The sequence below is a fragment of the Corynebacterium yudongzhengii genome, assembly GCF_003065405.1.
Lineage (GTDB): Bacteria > Actinomycetota > Actinomycetes > Mycobacteriales > Mycobacteriaceae > Corynebacterium > Corynebacterium yudongzhengii.
This window is the reverse complement of the sequence record NZ_CP026947.1, coordinates 2,138,064-2,150,667: the sequence shown is the minus strand read 5'-3', so window position 1 is coordinate 2,150,667 and position 12,604 is coordinate 2,138,064. Positions and strand designations below refer to the sequence as shown.

15 protein-coding genes are annotated in these 12,604 nt (G+C 64.6%); 7 read left to right on the top strand and 8 right to left on the bottom strand.

From position 1 onward, the window contains the following. Window positions 1-70: 70 nt before the first annotated feature. Window positions 71-1,459, bottom strand: a complete 1,389-nt coding sequence (gene radA / locus C3B44_RS10020; protein WP_108432238.1) for a DNA repair protein RadA — start codon at window positions 1,457-1,459, stop codon at window positions 71-73. Between the two features lie 9 nt (window positions 1,460-1,468). After that, entirely contained in the window at window positions 1,469-2,047 is a 579-nt protein-coding gene (locus C3B44_RS10015) for a hypothetical protein (protein WP_146183481.1), read from the bottom strand. A 239-nt stretch (window positions 2,048-2,286) separates the two neighbouring features. Here C3B44_RS10015 and C3B44_RS10010 point away from each other — a divergent pair, with 239 nt between their 5' ends. From C3B44_RS10010 to ispF, 3 genes are read left to right on the top strand one after another with little or no spacing between them, the layout of a single operon-like run. Then, window positions 2,287-2,865: a CarD family transcriptional regulator gene (locus C3B44_RS10010; protein WP_108432236.1), complete on the top strand. Its 579-nt coding sequence runs from the start codon at window positions 2,287-2,289 to the stop codon at window positions 2,863-2,865. A 19-nt stretch (window positions 2,866-2,884) separates the two neighbouring features. Then, window positions 2,885-3,568, top strand: coding sequence for a 2-C-methyl-D-erythritol 4-phosphate cytidylyltransferase (ispD, locus tag C3B44_RS10005; protein WP_108432235.1), 684 nt, complete (start codon window positions 2,885-2,887; stop codon window positions 3,566-3,568). 1 nt (window position 3,569) lies between these two features. After that, the gene (gene ispF / locus C3B44_RS10000; RefSeq protein WP_108432234.1) at window positions 3,570-4,040 is read left to right on the top strand and encodes a 2-C-methyl-D-erythritol 2,4-cyclodiphosphate synthase; all 471 of its coding nucleotides are present in this window, start codon (window positions 3,570-3,572) and stop codon (window positions 4,038-4,040) included. On the opposite strand, the gene C3B44_RS09995 is transcribed toward ispF, so the two are convergent. The 3 genes from C3B44_RS09995 to C3B44_RS09985 are packed head-to-tail and all read right to left on the bottom strand — an operon-like array spanning window position 4,037 to window position 6,940. After that, window positions 4,037-4,990 carry an ArsA family ATPase gene (locus C3B44_RS09995; RefSeq protein ID WP_108432233.1) on the bottom strand — a complete coding sequence of 318 codons (954 nt, stop codon included), beginning with the start codon at window positions 4,988-4,990 and terminating at the stop codon, window positions 4,037-4,039. The genes ispF and C3B44_RS09995 overlap by 4 nt on opposite strands. Continuing rightward, window positions 4,981-5,259: a cory-CC-star protein gene (locus C3B44_RS09990; protein WP_235840462.1), complete on the bottom strand. Its 279-nt coding sequence runs from the start codon at window positions 5,257-5,259 to the stop codon at window positions 4,981-4,983. The genes C3B44_RS09995 and C3B44_RS09990 overlap by 10 nt, the downstream gene beginning before the upstream one ends. After that, window positions 5,249-6,940: a carbon starvation CstA family protein gene (locus C3B44_RS09985; protein ID WP_108432232.1), complete on the bottom strand. Its 1,692-nt coding sequence runs from the start codon at window positions 6,938-6,940 to the stop codon at window positions 5,249-5,251. Before C3B44_RS09985 ends, C3B44_RS09990 begins: the two co-directional genes overlap by 11 nt. Window positions 6,941-7,083: 143 nt before the next feature. Between C3B44_RS09985 and nagB the strand changes: the two genes are divergently transcribed. Further along, window positions 7,084-7,878, top strand: a complete 795-nt coding sequence (gene nagB, locus C3B44_RS09980; RefSeq protein WP_108432231.1) for a glucosamine-6-phosphate deaminase — start codon at window positions 7,084-7,086, stop codon at window positions 7,876-7,878. Window positions 7,879-7,892: 14 nt separating this feature from the next. After that, complete coding sequence (locus C3B44_RS09975) at window positions 7,893-8,678, top strand: alpha/beta fold hydrolase (protein WP_108432230.1); 786 nt, start codon at window positions 7,893-7,895, stop codon at window positions 8,676-8,678. Between the two features lie 1,105 nt (window positions 8,679-9,783). On the opposite strand, the gene C3B44_RS12005 is transcribed toward C3B44_RS09975, so the two are convergent. Then, window positions 9,784-10,308: a hypothetical protein gene (locus C3B44_RS12005; protein ID WP_235840463.1), complete on the bottom strand. Its 525-nt coding sequence runs from the start codon at window positions 10,306-10,308 to the stop codon at window positions 9,784-9,786. 96 nt (window positions 10,309-10,404) lie between these two features. Here C3B44_RS12005 and C3B44_RS11825 point away from each other — a divergent pair, with 96 nt between their 5' ends. Together C3B44_RS11825 and C3B44_RS11820 are read left to right on the top strand one after the other, a co-directional pair. Further along, entirely contained in the window at window positions 10,405-10,644 is a 240-nt protein-coding gene (locus tag C3B44_RS11825) for a transposase (protein WP_108430616.1), read from the top strand. A 105-nt stretch (window positions 10,645-10,749) separates the two neighbouring features. Then, on the top strand, window positions 10,750-11,235 hold the full coding sequence (locus tag C3B44_RS11820) for a transposase (RefSeq protein WP_199906017.1): 486 nt from the start codon (window positions 10,750-10,752) through the stop codon (window positions 11,233-11,235). A 46-nt stretch (window positions 11,236-11,281) separates the two neighbouring features. On the opposite strand, the gene C3B44_RS09960 is transcribed toward C3B44_RS11820, so the two are convergent. Further along, complete coding sequence (locus C3B44_RS09960; protein WP_235840472.1) at window positions 11,282-11,533, bottom strand: HigA family addiction module antitoxin; 252 nt, start codon at window positions 11,531-11,533, stop codon at window positions 11,282-11,284. Window positions 11,534-11,547: 14 nt separating this feature from the next. Then, on the bottom strand, window positions 11,548-11,766 hold the full coding sequence (locus C3B44_RS12000) for a type II toxin-antitoxin system RelE/ParE family toxin (protein ID WP_268876440.1): 219 nt from the start codon (window positions 11,764-11,766) through the stop codon (window positions 11,548-11,550). Window positions 11,767-12,604: the final 838 nt, after the last annotated feature.

Sequence of the window (12,604 nt, the reverse complement as noted above, 5' to 3'; positions counted from 1 at the left end):
GGTTTGGGCGGCGGTAGCGTTTATTAACCTATCGAAACGATCGAGTTGCTATTCGTTGTGCCCACGAAACCTACCGTCGGCATACCTCGATTGCATCCGCCAGCGTGCTACACGAGTGAACCCGCATCCCGTCCGCCTCACCAGCAAGAGAGCTTCCAGCAGGAACGATCGCCTGCTCATAGCCGAGCCGCTGAGCTTCCTGCAGGCGCCGGCCTAGGTTCGGCACGCGGCGCAGCTCGCCGGCCAGCCCGACTTCGCCGACCACCACCGTCCGCGGGGGTAGTGGGGTTTCGTGCAGCGAGGACCACGTCGCCAACGCGACCGCCAGATCGGTGGAGGTTTCGGTGATACGCATGCCGCCGACCGTCGCTACGTAAGCGTCCTTGTCGTTGGTGCGCTCGCCGGCGCGTGCCTGCAGCACGGCCAGGACCATGGGGACGCGGTTGTTATCCAGGCCGGTGACTACGCGCCGCGGGTTCTTTGCCACCGGGTCCACAGTGAGTGCCTGCACCTCGGCGAGGATGGGGCGCACGCCGTCCATCGCCACGGTCACGGCCGAGCCGTCCGGGGTGTGCCCCTTGTGTGAGAGGAACAGCCCGGAGGGGTCGGCGACTTCGCGGATGCCGTCGGCGGTCTGCTCGAAGCAGCCGACCTCGTCGGTCGCGCCGAAGCGGTTCTTGATCCCGCGCAGCATGCGCAGCGAGGAGTGCCGGTCGCCTTCGAAGTTGAGGACGACGTCGACAAGATGCTCCAGCACCCGTGGTCCGGCGACGTTGCCGTCCTTCGTCACGTGCCCGACCAGCAGGATGGGCACGTTCGTGCGTTTCGCCAGCGTCGTCAGCGCCGCCGTGACCGCCCGGGATTGCGCGACGCCGCCGGCGACTCCTTCGACGCCGGGCGCCTGCATCGTCTGCACGGAGTCGACGATGATGAGGGAGGGCTTCAGCGTCGAGACGTGGTGGAAGATGACATCAAGATCGCTTTCCGCCGCGAGGTAGAGGGACTCTTTGAGGGCGTTGGTGCGTTCGGCACGCGCGCGCACCTGCCCGGCGGATTCCTCCGCGGTGACATATAACGCCGTGCGCTCGAGCGCCGCCCAGCGCGCCGCCACCTCCAACAGGAGTGTGGACTTGCCGACGCCCGGCTCCCCCGCCATCAGCACCACCGAACCGGGCACCACGCCACGGCCCAAGACGCGGTCGAGTTCCCCGATGCCGCTTTTCACCGCCGAGGCATCGGCGGGGTTGATGCGGGTGATAGGGGTGGCGGGGGTGCTTGCCGACGGACGCAGCGTCCTCGAGCCACCCCCGCGAGAAACACCGGAGGAGCCGGCGGCCTGGAGAGGCGTCGACTCCTCGAAAGTGCCCCAGCTACCGCACTCGGGGCAGCGGCCCAACCACTTGGGCGAGCTATAGCCGCACTCGGTGCAGGTGTGGAGCGTGCGGGGCTTTTTAGCCACCGAAACCGACTAGAAGAGCTCGGTGGTGGACTCGCCCTCGTCGTACTGGCGATCCAGCTCGCCGGCTTCCGGGGTCGGGGCGGAGACGGTGGCGGTGACCTCGATCGGCTCGTCGAGGTGGTCGAAGGTGAAGCTCACCGGCAGGTTGCCGGCGAAGGCCCAATCCTGGTTCTCGAGGGTGACGGTGGTGTACTGGGTGCAGTCGGAGTTCGACTGCGGCATGCTCTCCAGGTGGGAGGGGGTGTCGGCGATGAGCGTGCACTGCTCCGCGATCGGGTCGGTGGACTCGAGCTGTGCTTCCTGGCCGTCGACCTCGACGGACTCCAGGGTGTACTCCTGGCCGGAGGGGTCCTGGTTGGTCACCGCGAACTGCATGGAGGCTTCGCCGGTGGTGTCGTCGATAAGTACGGTGATGTTTTCGACCGCCACCCCCAGTGCCCGGTCTCCGCCCGAGGCGCCGTCCACGGCCGCCACCTGGCTCGAGGTCTGGGTGATCTGGCCGGCGGAGCAGGCGGCCAGGGCCATAGCGGACAGGGCAGCGGCGGAGATCATGCCACCACGACGAGCGGCACTCTGCAGGGACTTCACGTCTGGTCCTCCAACGAAAAAAGGGGCACTTCTAGTTATTCCAGATACCTACCTTAGTCCCTGTCACCTCGCGCGACACAGTTTCGGCCCATTCACTTCATCACAGGGGGTCAACTTTCGTAGTAGCCTTCCGCCAAGCATGCCGGCAGCTCCCAGCCGGCGGCCCGGATACGCGGGGTCGGTGGTAGTATGTGGGGGCTGGAATCGGTTCGCGGCACGGGAGAGGTTCGGTAAAGGTCATGGAGTTCAAGGTCGGCGAAGTCGTTGTCTACCCGCACCACGGCGCGGCGAAGATCAGCGACCTGGAAACGCGCGAGATGAACGGGGAGACCCTCGAGTTTCTGGTCTTGTCCATCCTGCATTCCGACCTGGAAGTGCGCGTACCCAAGAAGAACGCGGAGATGGTCGGGGTGCGCGACGTCGTCGGCACCGAGGGCCTGCAGAAGGTCTTCTCCGTGCTGCGCGAAACGGACGTCGAGGAAGCCGGTAACTGGTCTCGCCGCTACAAGGCGAACCAGGAGCGCCTCGCCTCCGGAGACATCAACAAAGTCGCCGAGGTCGTGCGCGATCTGTGGCGCCGTGACCAGGACCGTGGGCTGTCGGCGGGCGAGAAGCGCATGCTCGCCAAGGCCCGCGCCATTCTCGTCGGCGAGCTGGCTCTCGCCGAGCCGGTCGACGAGAAGAAGGTCAAGGAGATGGACGAAAAGATCAAGGACACCATCGAGCGCCACCGCGCCGCCGGCCTGGTCAAGGCCCCCGCGCCGGAACTTGATGAGGATGTCGACATCGACTCCCTGAGCTTCGACGACGAAGACTAGAAAGACCCGCGAGGCCGTCATGCGAGTCGTTGCCGTCGTCGCCGCCGCCGGTCAAGGCACCCGCCTAGGGGCGGATGTGCCGAAGGCCTTCGTCCGCCTCAAAGGCATGAGCCTGGTCGGCCGTTCCGTCGACTCGCTGCGCGCTTCCGGGGTGGTCGACGAGATCATCGTGTTAGTCGGCGAGGGCATGGAGCGCTACTGCCGTGACATCCCGGACGTCCGCCTCGTACGCGGCGGCGGCGAGCGCGCCGAGAGCGTCTGGGCGGGCTTGAGCGCCATCGACGACGAGGACGCCATCGTGCTCGTCCACGACGCCGCCCGGGCGCTCACCCCACCCGGCATGATCGCCCGGGTGGTCGCCGCGACCACGGCAGGTGCCGACGCCGTCGTCCCCGTCGTTCCCGTCACCGACACGATCAAGGAGGTGGCGGGGACGCGGGTCGTCGCCACGCCGGAGCGCGCGAGCCTGCGCGCCGTGCAAACCCCGCAGGCCTTCCGGCTGGCGGCGCTGTGGGAGGCGAACCGTCGTTACTTCGCCGAGGACGACCCCGGGTTTAGCGCCACCGACGACGCCTCCCTGATGGAATGGTGCGGCCACGAGGTGCTCACCGTCGCCGGGGACCCGCTGGCGTTTAAGATCACCACCCCGATCGACCTGCGCCTGGCCGAATCCGTGCTCGACTACGCCGCCCAAGGAGAATGAGATGATCCCGCTGATCGGTACCGCCGTGGACGCCCACCAGATCGAGAAAGGCAAGCCCTGCTGGATCGCCGGCCTGCTCTTCGAGGGCGAAGACGGCTGCGAGGGGCATTCCGACGGTGACCTCGTCTCCCACGCGATCGTCGACGCCCTGCTCTCTGCCTCGGGGCTGGGGGATCTGGGGTCTTTCGTCGGCACCGGCCGCAAGGAATATGACAACGTTTCCGGGGCGCGCCTGCTCACCGAGTGCCGCGAGGCGCTCGAGGAGGCCGGTTTCCGCATCGGGAACGTCTCCGCGCAGCTGATCGGGCAGACGCCGAAGATGGGCCCGCGGCGCACCGAGGCCCAAGCCGTGCTCAGCGAGCTGATCGGCGCGCCGGTGAGCGTCTCGGCGACCACGACCGACCACATGGGCTTCACCGGCTCCGGCGAGGGTCGCGCGGCGATCGCCAGCGCCATCGTCTTTACCGACTAAAGCTGCGCCGCGAACGCCGCGAAGGCCTTAGGGTCGGTGAGATCGTCGGTGACCAGCTCCAATTCGGTGCGCGGCAGGTCGGGGACGAGCTCGTCGAGCACAGCCAGCACCTCGTTTTCCCACCCGCGCCTTTGCGCCAGAAACGCGCCCTGATCCTGCGGCGAGAGCCGGTTGACCACGAGCCCCAGCACCCCCACGCCCTCTTCGCGCAGCTCAGCGCGGAACTCGGCCGTTTCCTGCACCGGCATCCGCTCCGGGGTGAGCACTAGGACGAACCCGCAGCGTGTGGAATCGGTGAGCAAGGCGCTAAGCCTTTCGAACCTCGCTTTGCGACGGTGCAAAATCGACCGGATCCGCTGGTTACGACGCTCCGTCGGCGAATGGTCGCGCACCGTCGCATCGAGGCCGCGGGCGGCGGCGCCGAGGCGGTCGGACTTCTCGCGACCCTCGAGGAGCCCGTCGGTAAACGCGCCCATGAGCTGGGGCAGCTCCATGAGCCGGGCGGTGTGCCCGGACGGGGCGGTATCGAAGATGATGAGATCGTAGTGCTCAGTGCGCTCGGTGATCTCAGCGATGCGCTCCAAAATCGCGGATTCGTGGGTGCCCGGGGCACGTACGGCCAGCTGCAGATGCTTCGAGATCTGCTGATGCAGGTGCTCGGGCATGAGCGCATGCATGGTCTTTTCCACCTCGGCGACGTGGCGGCGCGCCGTTGCCGCCGGATCCAGCTCGATCGCCTCGAGTCTGGGGTTCAGGGCGGTGGGTTCGTCGCCAAGCGAACGCCCAAACAGGTGGCCTAAGTTGTGCGCCGGGTCCGTGGAGACCAGCAGCACGCGCTTCCCAGCGGCGGCCAAGCGCGTGGCGAAGGCGGCGGCCAGCGTCGTTTTACCCACCCCGCCTTTGCCGCCGACGAAGACCACGCGGCGCGCGGCAACATCATCTAGCAGCATTGCAGATTCTCCAGCGGCGAGCGATCCGTGCCCATGCGCGTATGCCAGGCGTGGAAGTCCTCGTAGACGATGGGAAGTAACTCCATGGTGTGAAAGCTGGCGGGGTTCGGCACGCCCAGCGCCTCCGAGAGCACGAGCAGGAAGAACAGGTCATCCTCCTGCTGGCGGGCCTTGAGGAACGCCGCGCGGTACGGGGCGGCGTAGTACTCGGTGAGCTGGTGAGAGAAGCTGCGCCACGTCGTGGCCAGCCGGTTCAGGCTAGCGAACACGGCTGGTGGCGTGGTCGTCGAAGTATATCTGCGGCTGGTTGCGGGCATCCTTCATGGAGATCAACGCCTCGATGGTCACCCACGCCCCGGCGATCAGGATGATGAGATCCAGGCTGAACAGCAGCCACTCGCCGGCGGCGAAGAACTGGCCGAGCTGGATGACCATCGCCCACAGCGAGACGGTGAGGATGAACAGAAGCGGCAAAAAGACCGGCCAGGTCGGGCGGCGCAGGCGCATGAGCATGACGCAGAGGATCGACAGGGTGAGAGCGGCCATGAGCTGGTTGGTGGTGCCGAACAGGGGCCAGATGACCATGCCGCCTTCGCCGTCGGTACCCGTGGAAAACGCAAGCCCGAAGCCGACGAGGATCACGATGATCGTCGCCGTCACGTTGCCCGGCTTCGCGCCGAAGAGCTCGCCGATCTCCTGGACGACGAAGCGGTGCAGGCGCACGCCGGTATCCATCGTGGTGGCGGCGAACAGCACCGCCATGGTGGCGAGGATGGTGGCCGACAGCGACGTGGGGATCCCCAGGCCGGTGTTCATGAGCGCGCCGCCGCCGGCGACGAACGCCTCGACGCCTCCCTCGTTGAACGAGGAGTAGATCTCCTCCCACTGGGCCAGCGACTGGAAACCGGAGGACACGGCGATGAGCGTACCCAGGGCCAAAAGGCCCTCGCCGACGGCGCCGAAGTAGCCGACGAAGCGGGCGTCGGTCTCCTTATCCAGCTGCTTCGACGAGGTGCCGGAGGAGACGATGCCGTGGAACCCGGAGATCGCGCCGCAGGCGATGGTGACGAACAGCAGCGGGAACAGCGGCGGCGTATCGCCCGGGGCCTGGTCGTTGAGCGCCGGGGCCACGACGGTCGGGGCCGTGACCAGGAAAGAGGTGTACAAGATAGCGAGGCCGACGAAGAGCTGCAGGCCGTTGATGTAGTCGCGCGGCTGCAGCAGCACCCACACCGGGAGCAGGGAGGCGATGCCGCCGTAGAGGAACAGGGTGACGATCCAGAACGCCGCCGGGGAGAGCCCGAAGATGCTCTCCGGAAGGGTGACGGGGAAGCGGTCGCCGATGATCATCAGGGTATACAGGGCGACGACGCCGACGACGGAGACGATCGGCAGGTTCCAGTGGAAGCGGTAGATCGCCTGGCCGACGAGCAGGGCCACCACGATCGCGCCCCACGTCGGGATGACGGCCGTCGGGGTGGAGACCAACAGGCCCGAGATGACCACCGCGAAGGCCGTGACCACCATGAGCAGCAACAAGAAGATCACGACGAGGAACAGCAGCCGTCCGCGCTGGCCGATGTAGCGCCCCGACAGCGTGCCGATCGACTGGCCCTTATGGCGTTGCGACGCCCACAGCGCCCCGAAGTCATGCATGCCCGCCATGAACACCGTGCCGAAGACCACCCAGAGAAACGCCGGCAGCCAGCCCCAAATCACCGCGACCGCCGGGCCGACGATCGGCGCCGCCCCCGCCACGGAGGTGAAGTGGTGGCCCCAGAGCACGAACTTGTTGGTGGGCACATAATCGACCCCGTCTTCCATGGTGTGCGCCGGAGTCTCGTAGCTCTCGGAGAGCTGGAATACCTTGCGGCCTAAGAACCGGGAGTAGAGGAGGTAACCGCCGGCCATCATCGCCAGGCCGATGAACATGAGGATCAGCGCATTCATAGTCGTGCTCATTTCGTGGGACTAATAGTGTGCGTGTAACACTTAATACGAGCCGGTGAGGCGTGTCACATTGAAGGGTTAGTCGGCGGGGGTGATCGTTGTAGGATGAAGGCGAGCGTGCCGTCGATACCTTGAGGAGCACCGTGGACATTCTCATTCGGGATACCCCCGACCAGGTCGCACAGACGGCCGCCGACATCGTCGAAATCTACGTCCGCCGCGGCCAGACCATCGGGCTGGCCACCGGCTCCACCCCGCTCGGGCTGTATCGCGAGCTCATCCGCCGTCACCGCGAGGAGCACTTGAGCTTCGCCGGCATCGACGCGTTCTGCCTCGACGAATACATCGGCCTGCCCGCCGACCACGAGCAGAGCTACCACCGCTTCATCCGCGACAACTTCACCTCCCAGGTTGACTTCGCCGACGAGCGCGTCCACAGCCCCGACGGCATGGACCCGCGCCCCTGGGTCGCCGCCGAGCTTTACGAAAAGCACATCCGCGATGTCGGAGGTATCTCCGTGCAGGTCCTCGGGGTGGGCACCAACGGGCACATCGGCTTCAACGAGCCCGCCTCGCCGTTGCGGGCGCGCACGCGCGTCGAGACCCTGCACCAGCAGACTCTCAGCGACAACGCCCGCTTCTTCTCCTCGCCTGAGGAGGTGCCCACCCACGCCATCACCCAGGGCCTGGGCACGATTCTCGACGCCCGGCACCCCCTCCTCCTCGCCACCGGTGAGGGCAAGGCCAACGCCATCGCCGCGATGGTCGAAGGCCCGCTCTCGGCGAGCTGTCCCGCCAGTGTGCTGCAGCTGCATGATCAGGTGACGGTGGTCGTCGATAAGCCGGCTGCCTCGCAGCTCGCCGACATTGATTACTACCGTCACATGGAATCCGCGCGGCCGGAGTGGATGGGTCTCGACGGCCTGCCGGTCGACTAGCTAGCCTTGGGGGTATGCTGGCCAGACTCGTTCGGGGCCCGCGCAGCGCTCCGCAGATCCTACTCTCCCACGGCGTCGGCGACTGCGCCGCCGGCTTCGCCGACCTCATCGCTGAGCTTAGCCCGCGTTTCCGCGTCCTAGCGCTCGATCACCGCGGCCACGGGCACTCCTCGCGTTTCGACGACTCCCAGCTCCGCCACCCCTTCGCCGCGCTGGTCGGCGACTTCATCGCGGAGCTGGAAGTGCTGGATCGGCCGCTGGTCTACGGCCACTCCATGGGTGCGGCGATCGCGGCGGAGGCCGCCATCCACCGTCCCGACCTGGTCTCCGGGCTGATCCTGGAAGACCCGGCCTGGCTGACGATGAGCGACGAAGAGCGTTCTCTAACCGGCGAGGCGCGGGCCGAGCAGGTGCGCCGCGAGCTCGCCGATCTCCCCGCCGCCCTGCACGCCAAGGTGAGCGAGGAAGGCTGGTCGCTGACCGAGGCCGCTGCCTGGGCCGCCGGGCGCACCCAGGTGCAGACGGAGTTTTTGCGCACGGGCGTCGTCACCGGCCGCAGCCCCTGGCGCGAGCAGGTGGGCCGGCTCGCGGCCTCCGACACCCCCACCCTCGTGCTCACCGGCTCGGGCGAGGGCGCGATCGTCGGGCCCCAAGGTGCCGACGACATCAACGCCTACCCCGCCGGCGCCGAAAACTTACGCTGCGTACTTATCGACGGCGCCGGCCACTGCCTCCGCCGCACCCACGGCACAGAGGTCTCCCGCGCAATCGCGCAGACCCTCGAGTGGCACGCGATGTAGGGGGTTGTTCGCGTTGCTGCTGTGTTGTGTGAGTGGTCGATGAGGCGGAGGGGCTTGCATGGGCCGACGGTCGACTCCTGGCATCAGGGATTGGTGTGTCGGTCAGATGAGTACGACAGGTTAGGAAAGCACTTGGCATCTGCGCTCTGTGCGGACAACGCAAGCAAAACGAAATGAGAGAACAATGGGTGATGGGCATGTTGGGGTTCGGGGTAGGTGGTAGTGTCCGCGTAGTTGGTCATAGGGTTCCGGCTACCTGATAGCGCCCTCTAAATCCGACGCATCTCTCAGGCAGAGGGCCTTGTAGTTCGGTGTTTCCTGTGCCGGTAATAGGGAGGGAAGATCTTCTTTTCCGGTGCACAGAGGCTACGGCGATACGCCTTATTCCACAATGCGCGGCCCCGTGGAGTCTCTTTCGTCGGAATGCGCCGGTTGGAGTGTTTGTCGCATTTTGGTGATCGGCCCGAAGAGAATTGCTGGAGCGCCGCCTTGGTCTACTAGCCGAGGTGAAGAAACGGTAGTCGCTTACGCAACTATGCCGCGGCATAGTGCGGAGCAGATTTTTACGCACGTGCGTAAAACCGGGCCAGACTCCACCCTCCGCCCTAAGAGGGCCACGGACTCGCCCCGCGAGCGGAGACGGCCCTCCGTCGGTTAGCGCTTGCGACCGTCCCCGCTGACGAGTGCGCCGTGCGGCGATCGCTAGTGCCGCCGAGGGCAATTGGATCCCGCACGCGAGCGCACTGGCCGGAGTGCCGATATGAAGAATGGCACCCCAACTTGGCCTAACTCAGGTCAGAGGTCAGCGCAGCCAACAACCCTACTCAGGCCGGTAGGGGTGATTTCCAGCTTTTAAGCTGAGTGATGACGGTGGGGGCGTTGCGCGCGAGAGTGGTCTTCCATGACAGTTTGCCCTCTTTTTGAAGCCTCGGTAATGGGATGAACCTCTAGGCGTTCGGCTTGTTCCTTAATCCATGATGAGTGCACACGGTCAGGAACTGCCGGTAGAGGACAAGAGATCGCGAGCTTGCTGGCCAGCAGGTCCGCTTTGGCTTCATGATCGGCACTGTCAACAGATAGGTCGTCGAGGATGACCTCGCCATTATCAGCCAGGTGGCCCAATAAAAACATGGGCTACCTCATGAAGGATGGTGAATAGCACCTTATCGAGCCGTTTCCCCCGTCCTGATATGCCAATGACAGGGTGTCCGTCGACCATCATGGCGCAGCCGTCGAGTTTTCCTCCCTTGAAAGCCTTCACATAAACGAGTTTGACCCCTGCCTTGGCGGACAGAGATTGGAACTCAGCAAACGCCTGCGGGGCACGCGCTCTACTCGGCAGCGTCCGGGCGAGGTCTTTTAGTGTCTCCCTGGAGTAGGGGGTAGCGTCGAGGGCGCTGGCGGTTGCCCTAACGCACGCTGCCCACGCCTCTTGCAGCACAGTGATACTTTCCTCGTGGTTACTACGGCGGGCGGCAAAGCTTATTCCTGAGGGGTCTTCAAAGCATTCCTTGCCGAATGAGCTCAGCACCTCCCGAGCCTGCCCTTGCACGTCGGTGGCTGTGATGTATCCCCGCTTGGCGAGCAGGGAGACGGGAGTTAACTCTCGTAACTGTGCGCGGGTTTTCACCGCCTTGAGGTTGTCCTGTGTCTGGGCGTCCTAGGGCGTGTCTGACAATTGAGGGAAGCGTGGCATGGGACCCTGGCTCCCGTGTCGCGTTTTCACATGTTGAGTGATGCCCAGTGGGAGATGGTCGAAGAGCTTCTGCCCCGTCGCACGGGGAGAAAAGGCCGACCGTTCTCCGATCCCCGGCAGATGCTCGAGGCCATCCTCTACTGCCTTCGGGCAGGGATCGCGCGGTGTGACCTGCCCGCCTGCTTCGGGTCCTGGCAGACGGTCTACACCTGGCACAACCGGATGGCCAAGGACGGACACCTGGGACGTGATCTTTCAGCGACTTCTTAGACAGGCCGATACGGAAGACCTGATCGACTGGTCGGTGTCGGTGGACTTTGACGATCGCCCGGGCCCATCAGCACGCCACGAACATCACGCGGGTCACAGGGGGCTTTGTCGAATTACAACAACCCGCTGGCCGAGCCGCCTGATCACGCGGTCGGCCGATCACGGGGTGGTCTGTCTACCAAGGTCCACGCCCTGGTCGACGGCCACGGCATGCCCCTGACCATGATCGTCACTGCGGGCCACCGCGGTGACTGCCCGGTGCTGATCCCGTTGTTGAAACGCCTGCGGATGCCCGGGACGGTGGGCCGACCGCGCACCCGGCCCGATGAACTGCGCGCGGATAGGGCGTATGCATCGAAGGCTGTGCACAGGTATCTGCGCGAGCGCAAGATCACGGCGACGGTCCCGGAGAAGAAGGACGTGATCGCCGTCCGGAAGCGGAAAGGCTCGATGGGTGGGCGTCTACCGACGTTCGATGCGCAGTCCTACAAGGGCTGCAACGTGGTGGAACGGTTTTCGGCAACCTCAAGCAGTGGCGGGGTGTGGCAACCCGGTACGACAAGCTCGCGGTTGTCTACCGGGTCGGCGTGATGGCTATCGCCGTCATGACCTGGCTGAAGAAATTGTCAGACACGCCCTAGGACTGCTTCCATAGCAGGTAGGAGTCCTGGAGGTTGAGCCAGAGCTCCGCGGAGGTGCCCAGGGCAGCACCGATCTGGGCTGCGGATTCGCGCGTTATCTCCTTCTTCCCGGAAATAATCTCCGACACAAACTGCTCCGGCCGTCCGAGCACCTCAGCAAAGTCGGTTTGGGTCCAACCGCGGGCTTCCAGCTCGTCAGCGAGAACTTCTCCGGCCGAGAATACCTCCGCCGCAATTGGGGCGTTCATGAGTTCACCTTCTCTCAGTGGTAATCCACCATGTCAATGACGATTACCGAACAGCCATCGCTGTCGGTTGTGAATTTGAGGATGAGCCGAAACTGCTTGTTGAGGCGGATCGAGGAGGTCCCGGCTCGGTCGCCTTTCAGTTGTTTGAGATGCAAAGATCGCAGGGCCCGCAGGTCGTGTTCATCCTTGGCATTGACCAAGATCGGGATTTTCTTGCGGTATGCCTTAACGATGTCCGAGCCCCATTATTTAGGGGTATAAGATGCGTCCTCGGCCACGAGTCGAAGCTCGTCGTCGTCGAAGAGGCTGCGCGCCAAGTCCCCTTCGTCCAGTTCGCTAGCGCCGTGTCCATCGGAGGTGACCTGTCCGTCTCTACTCACGTAGGGCACATCACCCTTCGCATGAAGGACAATATGCGAGTGCTGGCGGTACCACAAGGTCAAGGTCCCAAAGAGCGCCAGTTCGAGGGGTAATCACCATTGCTGATCGTTCGCGCGAAATCAGCACTCCTTTAGATGCTCCACATTTCGACCAGCGCTAGCGCGCTATGCGGGTGCGGGGACTCAGGCCTGGTCGCGGTCAGTTCTGTGGGACCTGCGGGTCATTCGAACACAAATGCTTGAAGGAAGAACCTTGTAGGACGCCAAATCAGTCCATTTACCAACACAAAACCTTGAAGGACGTGTCCTTTAAGCAACTTCCTTCAAGGGTTTGTGCAGCAGCAACGCGGACCCGCACCGAAAAGCAGACCTACAGAAGGCGAGACACTCTAGCAGTCATACAACGCCATCGCCTCCGCACGCCTAGTCGAAATCACCCCCACAGAAAGGAGTCCCGCGCGGTCGAAACCAGGGCTCCTTTAGATGCTCCTCATTTCGGCCAGCGATAGCGCAGTATGGCTTCGATGTAGGCCCGGGTCCCGGCAAGCAGTCCAGAGCGCCTCGCGCGGGAGCATCCGCGTGTCCTATCTTTAACGCGCTTCCGCTTCAACGAATTCAGCCACCCCTAAAGGAATCCCACGAGGTCGAGTCCACTAAGTGTGTAGGCAAGACATGCTGATCGTTCACCTGA

Coding starts and splice junctions, on each gene's coding strand:
- C3B44_RS10010 (WP_108432236.1), top strand. CDS start 2,287: ATGGAGTTCAAGGTCGGCGAAGTCGTTGTCTACCCGCACCACGGCGCG.
- ispD (WP_108432235.1), top strand. CDS start 2,885: ATGCGAGTCGTTGCCGTCGTCGCCGCCGCCGGTCAAGGCACCCGCCTA.
- ispF (WP_108432234.1), top strand. CDS start 3,570: ATGATCCCGCTGATCGGTACCGCCGTGGACGCCCACCAGATCGAGAAA.
- C3B44_RS09995 (WP_108432233.1), bottom strand. CDS start 4,990: ATGCTGCTAGATGATGTTGCCGCGCGCCGCGTGGTCTTCGTCGGCGGC.
- C3B44_RS09985 (WP_108432232.1), bottom strand. CDS start 6,940: ATGAATGCGCTGATCCTCATGTTCATCGGCCTGGCGATGATGGCCGGC.
- C3B44_RS09975 (WP_108432230.1), top strand. CDS start 7,893: ATGCTGGCCAGACTCGTTCGGGGCCCGCGCAGCGCTCCGCAGATCCTA.
- C3B44_RS11825 (WP_108430616.1), top strand. CDS start 10,405: ATGTTGAGTGATGCCCAGTGGGAGATGGTCGAAGAGCTTCTGCCCCGT.
- C3B44_RS09960 (WP_235840472.1), bottom strand. CDS start 11,533: ATGAACGCCCCAATTGCGGCGGAGGTATTCTCGGCCGGAGAAGTTCTC.